Here is a 13,973-nt window from a genome sequence, read left to right as displayed (position 1 = left end):
CGGAAAAAGCGTTCCGAGAGTCGCCCTCTTTCTCGGCTCCCGCTTGACCGGAGCGCCAGCGCTCGCTTTTTCAGGCCTGCCGCCGACAGCCAGCGTATGCCCGACGATTCGGACCCCGAGGCGAACCTCGAACAGTGGAAGTCCGCAATGCAGGAAGAGCACGCCGAGGCCATCGCGAACCCGGACCCCGACGAGTCCCACCAGATCGAGGGGGTGGCACAGGTCACATATCGGGTGACCTTCGACTACGACGCCGCGGACGACGCGCTCGAACGGGCCAGCGCCGAGGAGGTCGACGACCTGACCGACCCCGAACTGCTCTCCTGTGCGTGTGGCGTTCGCGGGATGACGCCCGAGGAAGCCCGAGAGCACATGGCCGCCGCTGTCGAGCAGGCGTAAACAGGGACAGCAGTCTTCTCAGTCGTGGATGGTGACGCCGTTCTGATCGACCGAGATATCGAGCAGGCTGGTCACTTCGTAGTCGGTGTCGTCAAGCGCTGACTCGCCCTGTTTCCGGAAGACGACGACGATGTCTGAGATATCCGCCCCGATATCGTCGAGCGCCTCGCAGATGGAGGCCATCGTGCCGCCGGTCGAGAGCAGGTCGTCGACGATGAGCAGGTCGTCGCCCGCCTCGATGTCGTTGATGAACATCTCCGACTCGGAGTAGCCGGTGGTCTTGTGCAGCGGGACCTCGTCGTCGAGGCCGTAGGAACGCTTGCGGATGACCACGAGCGGAATGTCCGTCTGGAGCGAGAGCGCGGTCGCGATGTGGATACCCATCGCCTCCGGCGCGACGATCTTGTCCACGTCGAGGTCGGCCGCCCGCGTCACGCCGACGACGACCTCGCGGAGGAGTTCCGGCTCCAGCATCGGGACGCCGTTGCTGAGCGGGTGGACCAGGTAGGAGTATCCGTCCTTGTCGATGATCGGGGCTTCGTGCAGCGACTCGCGGAGCTTCTCCATGCCCCCGTTACCTGAAGCGGGACAATAAACCGTTCGAGGCTGGGCTGCGGTCTGTGCGTTACAGTATCATGTTGTGACTCGGACGGTCCACACAAACGACGAACCGAAAGCCACGGCGTCAGTCCGCCGTCGAGGCCGAACGGTCCTGTTTCGTCTCGAACGGGCTGTCCTCGATGATATCGCGGGCGGTGTGTTCGCCGCTGATGAGACACATCGGCATCCCGATACCGGGGGTCGTGTAGGCCCCGGTGTAGTAGAGCCCCTCGAGGCCGGCGCGGTGGCCGGGGCGAAGCGGCCCGGTCTGGAACAGCGTGTGGGCCAGTCCGAGCGCCGTCCCCTGCGGGTCGCCGAAGCGCTCGGCGAATTCGCTCACGCAGGCCGACTCCTCGACGACAATGCGGTCACGGAGGTCCACACCGGTCTGTTTGGCGAGGTCGTCCAGCACGAACTCCCGGTATTCCTTGCGGATGTCGGGGCCGTCGTTGAGCCCCGGCGCGATGGGGACGAGAACGACGACGGCGTGGTGGTCGTCCGGGGCGACCGTCTCGTCGGTCTTCGACGTAACCGACAGGTAGTAGGCGGGGTCGTCGGGCCACGCCGGGCGGTCGAATATCTGCTCGAAGTGGCCGTCCCAGTCCGTCGGCAGCACCAGCGAGTGATGCGCCAGCGGCTCCACGTCGCCCTCGACGCCGAGATACAGCATGAACGCGGACGGCGCGTAGGTCTGGTCGTCCCAGTACTCGGTATCGTGGTCACGCGCGGCGGGGTCGAGCAGGTGCTGCTCGGTGTATGCGGGGTTGGCGTTGCTGACGACGATGTCGGAGCCGACGACGCCGTCCTTGGTGGTCAGTTCGAACGCCCCCGCCTCGCCGGCGATGTGCTGGACCTCGGTCCCGGTCTGGACGTCGACGCCGAGTTCGCGAGCCAGCGACCCGAGGCTGTCGACGACGCCGGCGATGCCGCCCTCCGGGTAGAACACGTTCATGTTCAGGTCGACGTGGCTCATGATGCTGTACAGCGCCGGGGTGTTGTGTGGCGCGCCGCCGAGAAACACCAGCGTGTATTCGAGCAGCTGCCGGAGCTTCGGGTGGTCGATGTAGCGGCCCACGTAGTCGTCCATCGAGCCGAACAGCCGCGCCCGCGGCGCGAGCGGGAGGAGGTCGGTGTCGACGTAGTCCCGCAACCGCTCGCGGCCCTCGTAGACGACCCGGTTCATCGCCAGTTCGTAGTTCTGTTCGGCCCGGTCGAGGTACTCGGCTAGCGCATCGCCGGCCCCCTCCTCGTAGGACTCGAACACCTCGCGGGCGTTCTCGCGGTTCGGCCGCATCGTCACGCGATCGCCGTCCTTCCAGAACACCCGGTACTGGGGGTCCAGTCGCTCCAGTTCGTAGTAGTCCGCGGGCTCGCGGTCGAAGTGGCCGAAGAAGCGCTCGAACACGTCGGGCATCAGATACCACGACGGACCGGTGTCGAACCGGAAGCCGTCGCGTTCGAGGACGCCCGCGTGCCCGCCGAGGCGGTCGTGGCGTTCGAGCAGTCGCACGTCGGCCCCGGCGTCGGCCAGATAGCACGCGGCCGAGAGGCCGCCGAAGCCGCCGCCGACGACGGTCACCGTCCGGTCGCGAGGGAGGCCATCACGCATAGCAGCCGCTAGCGACTATGACTGAAAAAGGGTTGTCTGGATTCTCAAGACCTCACAACAGACACTGTCATCATTAATCCACTGGGCCGTTCCCAGTTCGCTGGAATCGCTTGTCTCGTTTATTGTGAGTATTTCCCTAGGGCCACGATATGCCCACGACCGGCCTGGGGTCCGTCTGGCAGCGGCATCGGGACACCGACCGCCATCCGTCGCTCTGGCTCTCGCGGGCGAGCCTGCTGGTACTCGCCGTCACGTTCGGTCTCCTCGGCACCGTCGGCGTCAGGGTTCCGCTCCGGGCCCAGATGGTGGTGTATCTCGTCGGGATGGTCGCGCTCAATCTCCCCCACGGCGGGTACGAGCACTTCGAGAACCTCCGCCGCCGTCGCCCCTCGTTTCGCTGGCGCTACGTCGCGGTGTATCTGGCGGCTATCGGCGGGTTCGTCGGCCTGTTCCTCGTTGCGCCAGTCGCTGGCCTCGCGCTGGCGCTGACCGTCGCCATGGCGAAGGGCGGAATCGGCGGCCTACAGGTGCTGGAAGCCACGAGCGGGACCGAGCACCTCCAGACCCGGTTCCAGCGCGGTCTGGCGGCGACCGTCCGCGGCGGCGCGGTGATGCTCGTCCCCATCGTGTTCTGGCCGGAGACGTTCCACGCGTTCAGTTCGTTGATGGTCGGCCTCGTCGAACCCGGTGCCCTCTCGTCGTACGCAGGGTCATTCGACACAACCCGGCTCGTCATCGGGTCGGGCTACGGGCTCGCCCTAACGGCACATATCGTGCTGGGATACGTGCGCGGCGGCGGCCGTTCCTGGCTTATCGACGCCGGAGAATCGTTGCTCCTTGCGGTATTCTTCGCGTCTGTCCCGGTCCTCGTCGCCGTTGGCCTGTACTTCCCATTCTGGTACTCCGCTCGGCAGGTGGCGCGGACGGCATCCGTGGAACAAGAGCCGGTCGGCGACGAGCGCTGGGACCTGCTCGGCGGCGCGGACGCCTCGACCGTCGCACTGCGCGCCTGGGTCGTCCTCGTCGTCGGGGCGCTGGCCACCTTCGGCGTCCTCGCCGCCGTCTACTGGGCGTTCCCGAACCCACTGGGGGCGAGCGACCTGCTCCCCGGCGCGGTGGCGTTTTGGAGCGTGTTCATCAGTATCGTCGCGCTCCCGCACATCATCGTCGGGTCGGTCCTCGACCGTGACCGGGGTATCTGGTACGTGCCGTGACGGCGCAGTATTCGGAGACAGCCACGGCGTCGGTCCACAGATGACTAGGTTTCTGTAGCTGGCGAACGCCTGCGTCGGTATGTCCGAATTCCGCCCTGTCCCGACGACTGACCGCGAAGCCTGTCAGCGGATGCTCCAGTACGCGTTTGCGCCCGAAACGGGTCCGGTGACGCCGGACCCCGATAGCGACTGGCCGCCGTCGCTGTTCGACCAGCGAGGCCTCTACGACGGTGACGGCCTTCGTGCGGTCTGCAAGCTCTACTATCTCGATACAACCGTTCGCGGCGAAGCGGCGACGGTCGGCGGCCTCGGCGCGGTTGCGACGCCGCCCGAACACCGCGGGCAGGGATACGCCGCCGACCTCTGTCGGCACGCCTTACACGAGTACCGCGAGGCCGATGTCGGGTTCGTCACCCTCTGGCCGTTCTCGACGCCGTTCTACCGCCGCCTGGGCTGGAGCACGGCGAACACATATCGCCGCTTCGATCTGCCGCCGTCGGCACTTCCAGACCACGACACCGCCGGACAAATGGTCCGCCTCGACGCCGACGACTGGGAGCGTCTCCGTCAGGTTGAGTCCGCTTCAGCCGCCGGGACGGCGCTCTCGCTCCGCCGCTCAGAAGCGTGGTGGCGCGAGCGGACGCTCGCCGACTGGGACGACGACGGCGTCCCGTACTGCTACGGTTACGAACGCAACGGTGACCTCCGTGGGTACGTCGTGTACACCGTCGCGGACGATGCCGACCGCACGCTCTCGGCCACACAGTTCGCGGCCGCCGACGAGGAGGCCCGCCGCGCGCTGTTTGCGTTCCTCGGGCATCACGGCGCACAGATAGATCGCGTCACGCTCCAGCTACCGCCTGATACTGACCTCTTCCATCGCGTCGACGACCCCGGGGCGGTCGACTGCACGGTCGAAGCCGGGCCGATGGTTCGGCTCACCGACGTGGACTACCTCGAACGCCTCGACTGGCCCGGGGGCGACCTCGACTGCACGCTCTCGGTGAACGATCCGCTGCTTGACCGCAACGACGGCCTGTTCCGGCTGTCAGTGAACGGCGGCACTGCGACGGTCGACCCGCTTCCAGCCAGCGACTCGAAAGCCGATGTGGCCGTCAACATTGCGACGCTCTCACAACTGGCCGTCGGGACGCACGGCGTCGACGCCGCTGAACGCCTGGCCGGGCTGGAGATGTTCGACGACTCGGTCCGCGGCCCGCTCGCAGACGTTTTCCAGCCCGAATCCGTCTACTTAGGCGAGTTCTTCTGAGATTGGTGGCTGTGACTGCGACGGGATACTCGCCATCCGTGATGGCGACATTCTCGAAAGACGGACAGCAGACCGTGTGCGAGTCACCCACTCGGCCGACAGTCCGAACGGTGCTCACTCAGTCGACGGCGAGTCGTCGCCGTCGTTCGCTCGAATCCGAACCGTCGAGATACGGGTTCCGTCGACGCTTGTCACCTCGAACGCGTGTCCGGCCGCTTCGGCGGTATCGCCGACTTCCGGCGCGCGGTCGAGGTGACTCAGTACCAGCCCGCCGACGGTTTCGACTGCGTCGCTGTCGAGGTCGACACCGAGGGCCTCACTGACTGTCGACAGCGGGACGCCGCCGTCGGCGTCGTAGCTCCCGTCGCTTCGCTTGCGGATGGCGTGTTCGCGGCCGTCGACGTCGAACTCGTCGCGCAGGTCGCCGACGACGGCCTCGACCACGTCCTCGATGGTCGCGATGCCTTCGAGCGACCCCCATTCGTCGATGACCGCGGCCATCTGCCGGCGGTCTTGCCGGAACTGCAACAGGAGGTCGTTGATAGCGGTCGTCTCCGGGACGACCGGTATCTCGTGGGCGATATCGCCGGCAGTCGTGTTCCCGTTGCCTTCCTCGCCGGCCCGTAGCACGTCCTTGACGTCGATGAACCCGACGATCTGGTCGCTGTCGTCGGCATCGACCACCGGATAGCGGGTGTGTCCCTCGTCGAAAACGACTGCCCGGATATCCGACAGCGTGGCGTCGGCCGGCACGCTCACGACGTCGGGGCGCGGGACCATGACCTCCCGGACCACCGTATCGTCGAGGTCGAACACGCGCTCTATCATGTCGACCTCCGCCGCGTCGATGTTCCCCTCTTCGCCGGACCGAGCCAGCACCCGGCGTATCTCACGCTCGCCGAGCGTCTCGTCTGTTTCCGAGGCCGGCGGGACGCCGAGCAGTTGCGTGAAGGCGTTCGCCGAGCCGTTGAAGACGACGATACCAGGATAGAACAGGTAGTAAAACAGCTTCATCGGCGGTGCGAGCAACAGTGAGAGCCGCTCGGTCTGGGCAATCGCGAACGTCTTCGGTGCGAGTTCGCCGAAGACGACGTGGAGGAACGTGATGATTGTAAACCCAATCGCGAACGCCACGAGGTGGAGGAGGGTCTCCGGCAGTATCGGTGCCAGAACAGGTTCCAGCAGCGCCGCCACGGCGGGCTCACCGACCCACCCCAGCCCCAGCGAGGCGAGCGTAATCCCGAGCTGGGTCACCGCGAGGTAGTTGTCCAAGTCCGCCATCACTGCCTGGAGCGAGCCCGCACCGGCTTTCCCCTCGTCAGCGAGCTGTTCGACAGAGGTGCCGCGAACGCGAACGAAGGCGAACTCCGCGGCGACGAAAAAGCCGTTCAGTCCCACGAGTACCAGCGCCAAGACGAGCTGTGCCGCCGAGAGCGCGAGGTTTACCATCGCAGCCCCCGGACGGCGAGCGGCGGTGTGTTCATACACACCCATCTCCGTCACCGTACTAAAGTGCTGGAATCTCCGCGCCCGTACCGCCGTCGACTCTCTCAGCGGTACGCGGCGCGGACAGTGTCCGCGATGACACCGGGCTTCCGGTAGTGTTTGGTCACCGGGGGGACTTCCCGGTCGAGGTCGAGCATCTCGTAGACGGCGGTCATCGCCGACCGGACCGAGTACTCGACGGTGAACACCACGTCCCGTGGCTGTTCGGCGTACTGTCCGAGGAACGCCAGATTGTTCGACCCGTCAGGAACGACTTCGGGTCGGTCACCGGGCTCCCGGGGCTGGAAGTGCGCCGTGATGAACGGCATCATCGCCGGGATGCAGGTCACGTCGTCGAGTAGCCCCGGGAGCCGGTCCTCGCACTGCAGGTGGTAACACAGCTCTTGGAGGATCTCCCGGCCGGTACACTCGGACATCGGTTTCTCCACGTAGTTCCCCTCGCGGTCCGGGAACAGCGCGTAGCCCCAGAACACCTTCACGTCGTCCGGCTGGTTCGCGAAGTGGGGCTGTGCGGCGACGACCGTCGACAACAGCCAGTTCGACCCGAGGTAGGTGACGAGCCCGTTGCCCGGTTCCTCGTTCGTGAAGTCGACGATGTGGTCGAACAAGTCGGTGTTGTGCAGGGTGACGGTGAACGACTCCCACTTCGTCTCCGTGACGTTGTCCGCGAACACCGACGGGTTGCCGAACTGTGGGTTGTCCTCGGCGATGGACTTCCACAGCTCCCACGACGCCCCGGTCTCGTTCAGTTCTGGGGCCTCGTCCATCCCGCCGATGGACGAGCCGTCGGTCATCGACCCGTTCGTCATGAACACGAGGTCGGACGGCTCGACGGGGACCGTCTCGGTGCCGCTGTCGGTCTCACAGTAGAGCCGCTCGACGGTACGCCCCGTCCGCGACGGGACGATATCCATATCGGTCACCTCGTGGCCGTACTCGAAGGAGACGCCCCTGTCTTCGAGCCAGCGCCGGAGCGGGAGGATCATCGAGTCGTACTGGTTGTACTTCGTCCGGTCGATACCTTCCATGGTGTGCAGGCGCGGGAACTCGTGCAGGAACCGGTACATGTACCGCCGGACTTCGGCGACGCTGTGCCACGGCTGGAACGCGAAGATCGTCGCCCAGACGTACCAGAAGTTCGTCTCCAGGAACGACTCGTCGAACCACTCTTCGATGCGCGTGTCACCGAGTCGCGGTTCGGGCGTGAGGAGCAACCGAGCTATCGACTGTCGATGCTGGCTCGTCAGTCCGTACTCGCCCGCGTCGATCCGTTCGCCCTCGTGCATCAGCCGCGTTTTCGCGTACGAGGGGTGCGCTTCGTTGAACTCGTCCATCACGTCTTTGACCGACCGCGAGTCGTCTTCGAGCGACGGGATGGACTCGAAGAGGTCCCACGTACATTCGTACGCCGGATAGTTGAACATCCTGCCGCCCCGGATCAGGTAGGCCTCGTCCGGGTCGCCAGCGCCGTCCATCGCGCCACCGACGACGTCCAGCTTTTCGTAGACATGGATGTTTTCGCCGGGCATATTGCCGTCCCGTACGAGGAACGCCGCCCCAGCGAGGGAGGCAATACCGCCGCCGACGAAGTGTGCGTCGCGGTCAGTGACGTGTGGGTGCTGGTGGATGGTCATATTGGGTCACCGTCATGTAGTGCTACGCAAGTCTCAGCCCTAACCGTTGCCAGCATATGTACAGCAATTTATAAGAGGGGACATCTCGCCGACATAGCCGCGCTCCGGGTAGCCCGCTGTCACTGTTCGGAGCTGGCAATCGTGTGGTCGATCAGCTGGTCCGTCCCACGACGGAGACGCTCCGAGATCGCGGACGTGGTCGCGTCGAGTTCCGCTGAAAGGTCCGTCAGGTCTGCCTCGCGAGGGACGGTGAAGTATCCCTGCCGATGGGCTGCTAGCAGTGCCTCCCGCTGTGGGGCGGAGAGTCCGTAGTCATCGCCGCCATGTTCTGTCTCACAGAGCCGGTGCGGGCGGAACGTGACGCTGCTGGACTGACAGGCATCCCGGAACGCTTCGAGGTCCGCTCTGTCGGCGAACTGCGTACTCACCTTCCACCCGTGTTCGGTCACGAGCGCACCCATCGGATACGTCTGCCGGTCGACGAGCTGGGTGTACATCTCGACGTAGTCCGTATCGAGGACGACCCGATAGCGGGACTCGACGATAGCCGAGTCCATGGCGACAAACTCCACGACGGACTCGTCGCCGAGCAACGCCGATTCGAGGGCATCCGGTTCGACGCCTGTCGCGGAGAATACGAGTGCCGGCTCCGCGGTCGTTCCGGAGACGACGGTGTCGACGATCAGCCGGGTGTCCAGTTCGGCAGCGACCGCACACAGCGGCATATCCGCGGACTGCAACTCGAACTCACAGATGACGCTCATATGTGTTGCTCGCCCGACCAAAATAAAGGCGTACTGGGGATTCCCACGCGCCGAAACCGACCGGCGAGGTCGGAGCCGCTCGACGAACATCCACAGGCGGAGCAGGCCGAGGCGGTTCACGCCGTCCCTGCAACGCGGATTGCGACTCCATCACTGCTCGTACTGGGACGCGTTGCGCGTTGTGGTGGATACACGCGGCGAAACGGTACAGGAAAACGCGTGTGCCGAACCGCTCCGAGCGTCAGTCTGTGCTCACGCTGTTGTCGATCAGCGGTCTCGGGATCGCTCGGTTTCGTCGACAGCGACGTCAAACTCCGACAGGAGCGCCTTGAGCTGCTCGGCCTGCCCGCTCAGCGATTTGATACTGTCGTTGATCTCCGACATCGAGGCCGCCTGCTCCTCTGCGGCGGCGGACACGCTCTGTACCTCATCGGCAGTGGATTCACTGAGGTCGGCGACTTCCTCGGTCATCGATACCGCTTCTTCAGTACTGGCGGCCTGATCGTCAGTGGTGTCGCTGATCCCCTGGACGCCGGCGTCCGTTTTGTCGGCGTACTCCGACACTTCTGTGAACGCTTCCATGACCTCTTCGACCGCACTGATGCCTGCTTCCATCGACTCCTCAGCGACTCTGGCCTCGTCGACAGTCGTCTCCGTCTGGGACTGGACATCGGTAATGAGTTGCTCTATTTCGGTCGCCGATGCCTGCGTTTCCCCGGCGAGTTCCTTGACTTCGTCGGCCACGACGGCGAACCCTTCGCCGTCTTTGTCGGCACGAGCAGCTTCGATGTTCGCGTTCAGCGCGAGCATATTCGTCTGCTCGGCGATGTCGGCGATCAGCTCGACGATGGTGCTGATTTCCGCCATCTGCTCGTCTAACTGTTCGACGTTCTCGACAGTCGTGTCGATTGCCTCCTGTACTCTGCGTGAACTTTCGAGCGCGTCTCTGGCCGTGTCTTCGCCCTTTCGGGCGACGTCAGCGGTCTGGTTCGAGTGCTCCGCAACCGAGTCAGCGGACGCAGCTACCTCTTCGATAGCTGCCGAAAGGTCAGTCATCTCTCCCGAGACTGTGTCCAGCATATCGCGTTGCTCGTCGGCGGCAGCCGCGATCTCCTGAACCGATTCGCTGACCTCGCCGCTCGCACGCTCGGCGTCAGTCGCCCCGACTTCGGCCTCCTCGCTGGCGGCTGTGACAGTCTCCGCGAACTCCTGAATGTCGACGATAGTGCGTTCCCACTGTGCGAGCATATCGTTGAACGACGACGCGATAGCCGCCATCGCCTCGTTGTCGGTCTCGCTTTCGGGGAGACGCCGGGTCAGGTCACCGTCCGCGCACGCTTCCATCACGTCGCTGTATACCTCTGCTTGCTGTTCGAGTTCCGCCGCGAGCGTCTCAGCCTCTTCCTTTGCCTGCTCGGCGCGGGCTCGCTCTTCTTCCGCCTCCTCCTGGGCGTCTGTTGCTTGCTCACGGGCAGCCTCGGCTTCGTCGATTTTCGAGACGAGTGCGTCGCGCATGCTCCCGATAGACGTGAACAACTGACCGATTTCGTCCCGGCGAGAGCTCGAAACGTCGACATTGTACTCTCCCTGCTCGATGGCAGTAGCGGCCGCAGAGAGCTGTTGCACGGATGTCGCCGTGTTCCGTCCAATCGTTCCACCCACGACGACAACGCCACCGAGCGCGAGCAGGATGAACGCTAGGATATCGGTCCGAATCTGCTCGCTCAGCGCGAACGCGTTCGCCGCAGGCGTGTGCTTGATGACGACCCAGTTTGTGCCGGGGATGGTCGCGTACGCGGCGACGTGGTCGGTGTCAAGCACTGCGTCCTTCGCTGGCGTGTCGGTAAAGGTGCCCTGTTCGGTAGCCGTGCTGATCTCCGGGATGTCGGACTGTGACTGGTTCGGGATGTACGGCTGTCCGACGGCATCGGTGCCGGCGTCGGAGAACAACACCTCAGTCGAACTCGATGTCGGGCGGACCACCTGTGTGAACGTCCCGTCGATACCAGTGCTGAACTGCTTGCTCAGGTCGCTGGCGTCGTACTCGACCACGAGTACGTGCGTGAAGTCGGCGGCGACACTCATCGAACTGACCACTCGCTTGCCGTTCGCGTTCGTGTACGGGTTCGATGAAACCACTGTGTCGCGGCCGATAGACCGAGTCCGGTCGACCCACGGATGTGCGTCCGATGTGACACGCGTTCCGCGGAGCGTTTCGTCAGTACTCGCCACAATCCTTGCCTCCCCCGCTGTGCCGACAGTGGGGTCTGCAAGGTGGACGGCAGCGACGCGGTCGGACTGGAGCTCATCCGCGGCGAGCCGTTCCGTGTAGGCCTGCTGGTCTTCGCGCGTCGCGTTGAAACCGAGCAGCGGATTGTTTGACGCGACGAGCACCGGCCGTTCGTTGCGCTCAATCCACTCGTTCAACAGGCCGGACTCGGCGTTGACCTCCTGTACGAGCTGTTGTGCCGTGTCGTCTTCGAGTGTGGCAGTTGCGTTCCCCTGCACCCAGAACCCGCCGGCCGCGATGAGTACCACGATCACGAGCAACGCAACAGCGAACTTGACGAGGTACGACCGGACTGGCAGCAGCGCAACGGCTTTCACTCGCTCCAGCGCTGTCGTGTCCGAGGCCGCTGACGCTGTCGCGTCTGCTGATTCGTCGTCACCGTCGCCTGAATGTGCTGTAGATTCTTCCATACTGATTCAGATGAAGCCGTTGGCCGTGAGGTGGTCAACAACCGCCTGCTGGCTGCCGACCTCGGTTGCGTGACTGTTCAGCTCTTGCATCGTTTTCGCGTCCGGAATGGCGTCCGGCATCTTGTTCAGCGCCGACACCACGGCGTCCGTCGCGACGTCCTCGTGAACGACGCCGACCGGGTGGAAAAACGGCCAGAAGTTCCGGTCGTCATCGAGGTACACGATGTCTTCAACGGTTGTGAGCCACGCGCTGGTGCTGTACCCGAAGCTGAGATCGGCGTAGCCTTCGTCGACGGCCGTGCCAGCCGCCTGCGCCGACGCCGCCTCGATGAACTCCTGTTCTGCCTCCCAGCGCTCCACATGCTCGCCCTCAAACCCGTAGTATTCAAGCAAAGCATCGAAGCCGTCGCTACGAGTCCTGAATCCGTCGCCAAACGCCGGTCTAATGTCGTAGTTCCCGTCGTTGACGTAACCGGCGAGGTCACTGATTGTCTCGATACTGGTCCCTTCGATAGCGTCCTCGCGGATGAACACGGCCCATGTGTTCTGCCAGTCCGCACGGTCGAGAATCCGTATCGGGTGTTCCGACTCCATCTCGGACTTCAGCGCTTCGTACTGCTCGTCAGGTGTCTCGAAGTCGGCTTCGTCGTGCTTGGGCGGGTGCGCAGCCCACAGTGACCCCATGTAATCGTAGTACGCGTGGATGTCGCCGGCCTGATACGCTTCGGCGTGTGCAGCGTTCCCGCCGAAGCCGGTTTCGTCCACAAGACTCACACCCGTGTTGTTGGCGAGCAATTCGTAGGCGATGTACCCGAGGTTCAACTGCTCTGTGTAGCCTTTCGAACTGACAACGACTGACAGCGAGCCGTCGGTCGACCCGGCGGCTTCGCCCCCACTTTCGGCTGTACTTGATTCCGTCTCTCCGCCAGTCGAACAGCCGACCAGCGTGGCTGTTCCGCCAGTTGCGAGCATCCCGAGTAACCGTCGCCGGCTCCCAGTCCATGGCTCTCCTCTCTCATCTATCATTGCTCAACCTGAGCTAATGATAGTCAAAAAACCGTTGCCGAGAATATCAACATTGATAGCAAAACAATAAAATCGTGTACAATTTAGTCCCTAGCTGTTGGGGATCTCCACAGAGGGACTCTCTACAGGAGAGTCATCGCAGTCGCTGTCGTCCCAGATCCAGATCATGTCAGTTGCAACCGAACCGCAGAGATACCCGTGGCAAACGGTCGTCAGCTGCAGCTACCAGTTGGGGTAAGAGCCTCGGCACTCAAGACTCACAATCTATCCATAGTGAATGTGTTTACAGCGTCTATAGAGTCCACTCATCCCGTTACTGTTCGTCCAGCATCTGGATGCCGCGCTCCACAACCGCCTCGGTCACGAAAAGACTCGTCTCACGCTGGAGTGCTCGCATACGGGATGCCGCTTCGTCTCTGTCGAGCAATCCGCGACCATACCCGAGCGCGATAACGCCGATAGAACCGCGTACTTCGACGCCCGCGTCGGATGCTGTCTCTCGGGCGGCGAGATCGTCGGTTAGAAGAACAACGCCCCGCTCTATTGCGACCGCAATCGCGGCGCATTCTCCGGCGTCCAGTTCCTCAGTTCCGACTCGGCTTTCGTCGGCTTCGACGAGTTCGTACGAGAGGTCGACCACCCCGTCCGGAACACCACCGGCGTCGACCTCCTCGTAAACCGTCTCCGGGACAAGGAGCGTGTCAAACGTCGAGAGCAGTTCGAGTGAACCGCTTTCGGCGAGGTGAATGAGCGGTCCTGCGTCCGAAACGGCCGCAGGCGTCACGCGTTCAAGCCCCAGTCAACGTCTTCCTCGACGACCTCACGCTCTCGCTCCGCTCGCTCGACTTTCGTCCGCCCGACGTGCTCGATGGCTTCCTCGCGGTCGAGTTCCCCATCGAGGTACTGTGCGAGCACGAGGTCCTCCCACAGGTCTTCGAGCCCGCGTTCGAGTGCCCGCGCGAACACTTCGGACTCCGGAAGGCCGCGGGCCTCCGCGATTTCTCGAACACGGTCGGAAATTTCGGCGGCCATACTATACGTTTGCTCGGCACCGTTCATAAATCCGCGTCTGCCAGTCCGGCGCAGCCCTGACCGGGGCCTATGTCTACTGTGGCCACAACCAGACTGCCCCAGAGACAACTTCTACCGTCAAAAATAGCGGCCTCGGCACTCATAGGGCTCGTCACCACTGGGGAGTCACCCCGGTTCGGCCCCGTGAGTCGTCGTCATCGGCCGGCAGATGCTACCGCC

12 protein-coding genes are annotated in these 13,973 nt (G+C 64.0%); 3 read left to right on the top strand and 9 right to left on the bottom strand.

Annotated features, from left to right (window positions below; genetic code table 11):
• Window positions 1-96: 96 nt before the first annotated feature.
• Entirely contained in the window at window positions 97-399 is a 303-nt protein-coding gene (locus tag HAH_RS11720) for a hypothetical protein (protein ID WP_014041108.1), read from the top strand.
• Between the two features lie 18 nt (window positions 400-417).
• Here the strand turns inward: HAH_RS11720 and hpt are convergent, their stop codons facing one another.
• Window positions 418-966, bottom strand: a complete 549-nt coding sequence (gene hpt / locus HAH_RS11715; RefSeq protein WP_014041107.1) for a hypoxanthine/guanine phosphoribosyltransferase — start codon at window positions 964-966, stop codon at window positions 418-420.
• Window positions 967-1,084: 118 nt separating this feature from the next.
• Window positions 1,085-2,608, bottom strand: coding sequence for a phytoene desaturase family protein (locus tag HAH_RS11710; RefSeq protein WP_014041106.1), 1,524 nt, complete (start codon window positions 2,606-2,608; stop codon window positions 1,085-1,087).
• 149 nt (window positions 2,609-2,757) lie between these two features.
• Here HAH_RS11710 and HAH_RS11705 point away from each other — a divergent pair, with 149 nt between their 5' ends.
• Together HAH_RS11705 and HAH_RS11700 are read left to right on the top strand one after the other, a co-directional pair.
• Window positions 2,758-3,822, top strand: a complete 1,065-nt coding sequence (locus HAH_RS11705) for a Brp/Blh family beta-carotene 15,15'-dioxygenase (RefSeq protein ID WP_014041105.1) — start codon at window positions 2,758-2,760, stop codon at window positions 3,820-3,822.
• Window positions 3,823-3,901: 79 nt separating this feature from the next.
• A complete protein-coding gene (locus tag HAH_RS11700; protein ID WP_014041104.1) occupies window positions 3,902-5,092 on the top strand; it encodes a GNAT family N-acetyltransferase in 1,191 nt (396 codons plus the stop codon).
• Window positions 5,093-5,206: 114 nt separating this feature from the next.
• Here HAH_RS11700 and HAH_RS11695 read toward each other — a convergent pair whose 3' ends face one another.
• The 7 genes from HAH_RS11695 to HAH_RS11665 all read right to left on the bottom strand — a co-directional run bounded on the left by HAH_RS11695 (window position 5,207) and on the right by HAH_RS11665 (window position 13,754).
• The gene (locus HAH_RS11695; protein WP_044951996.1) at window positions 5,207-6,586 is read right to left on the bottom strand and encodes a hemolysin family protein; all 1,380 of its coding nucleotides are present in this window, start codon (window positions 6,584-6,586) and stop codon (window positions 5,207-5,209) included.
• 56 nt (window positions 6,587-6,642) lie between these two features.
• Entirely contained in the window at window positions 6,643-8,232 is a 1,590-nt protein-coding gene (locus tag HAH_RS11690; protein WP_014041102.1) for an oleate hydratase, read from the bottom strand.
• A gap of 119 nt (window positions 8,233-8,351) precedes the next feature.
• Window positions 8,352-8,996 (bottom strand): helix-turn-helix domain-containing protein, encoded by a 645-nt coding sequence (locus HAH_RS11685; protein WP_044951994.1) that lies wholly within the window; start codon window positions 8,994-8,996, stop codon window positions 8,352-8,354.
• A gap of 267 nt (window positions 8,997-9,263) precedes the next feature.
• Window positions 9,264-11,696: a methyl-accepting chemotaxis protein gene (locus tag HAH_RS11680; protein WP_014041100.1), complete on the bottom strand. Its 2,433-nt coding sequence runs from the start codon at window positions 11,694-11,696 to the stop codon at window positions 9,264-9,266.
• A gap of 6 nt (window positions 11,697-11,702) precedes the next feature.
• Window positions 11,703-12,722, bottom strand: coding sequence for a glycine betaine ABC transporter substrate-binding protein (locus HAH_RS11675; protein WP_044951992.1), 1,020 nt, complete (start codon window positions 12,720-12,722; stop codon window positions 11,703-11,705).
• A gap of 313 nt (window positions 12,723-13,035) precedes the next feature.
• Complete coding sequence (locus HAH_RS11670; protein ID WP_014041098.1) at window positions 13,036-13,506, bottom strand: hypothetical protein; 471 nt, start codon at window positions 13,504-13,506, stop codon at window positions 13,036-13,038.
• The gene (locus HAH_RS11665; RefSeq protein ID WP_014041097.1) at window positions 13,503-13,754 is read right to left on the bottom strand and encodes a hypothetical protein; all 252 of its coding nucleotides are present in this window, start codon (window positions 13,752-13,754) and stop codon (window positions 13,503-13,505) included. The genes HAH_RS11670 and HAH_RS11665 overlap by 4 nt, the downstream gene beginning before the upstream one ends.
• Window positions 13,755-13,973 lie beyond the last annotated feature (219 nt).

Source organism: Haloarcula hispanica ATCC 33960, from assembly GCF_000223905.1.
Classification (GTDB): Archaea; Halobacteriota; Halobacteria; order Halobacteriales; family Haloarculaceae; genus Haloarcula; species Haloarcula hispanica.
Note: the sequence above shows the minus strand (reverse complement) of the source record. Positions and strands in the feature narration are given on the sequence as shown.

Coding starts and splice junctions, on each gene's coding strand:
- HAH_RS11720 (WP_014041108.1), top strand. CDS start 97: ATGCCCGACGATTCGGACCCCGAGGCGAACCTCGAACAGTGGAAGTCC.
- hpt (WP_014041107.1), bottom strand. CDS start 966: ATGGAGAAGCTCCGCGAGTCGCTGCACGAAGCCCCGATCATCGACAAG.
- HAH_RS11710 (WP_014041106.1), bottom strand. CDS start 2,608: ATGCGTGATGGCCTCCCTCGCGACCGGACGGTGACCGTCGTCGGCGGC.
- HAH_RS11705 (WP_014041105.1), top strand. CDS start 2,758: ATGCCCACGACCGGCCTGGGGTCCGTCTGGCAGCGGCATCGGGACACC.
- HAH_RS11700 (WP_014041104.1), top strand. CDS start 3,902: ATGTCCGAATTCCGCCCTGTCCCGACGACTGACCGCGAAGCCTGTCAG.
- HAH_RS11695 (WP_044951996.1), bottom strand. CDS start 6,586: ATGGGTGTGTATGAACACACCGCCGCTCGCCGTCCGGGGGCTGCGATG.
- HAH_RS11690 (WP_014041102.1), bottom strand. CDS start 8,232: ATGACCATCCACCAGCACCCACACGTCACTGACCGCGACGCACACTTC.
- HAH_RS11685 (WP_044951994.1), bottom strand. CDS start 8,996: ATGAGCGTCATCTGTGAGTTCGAGTTGCAGTCCGCGGATATGCCGCTG.
- HAH_RS11680 (WP_014041100.1), bottom strand. CDS start 11,696: ATGGAAGAATCTACAGCACATTCAGGCGACGGTGACGACGAATCAGCA.
- HAH_RS11675 (WP_044951992.1), bottom strand. CDS start 12,722: ATGATAGATGAGAGAGGAGAGCCATGGACTGGGAGCCGGCGACGGTTA.
- HAH_RS11665 (WP_014041097.1), bottom strand. CDS start 13,754: ATGGCCGCCGAAATTTCCGACCGTGTTCGAGAAATCGCGGAGGCCCGC.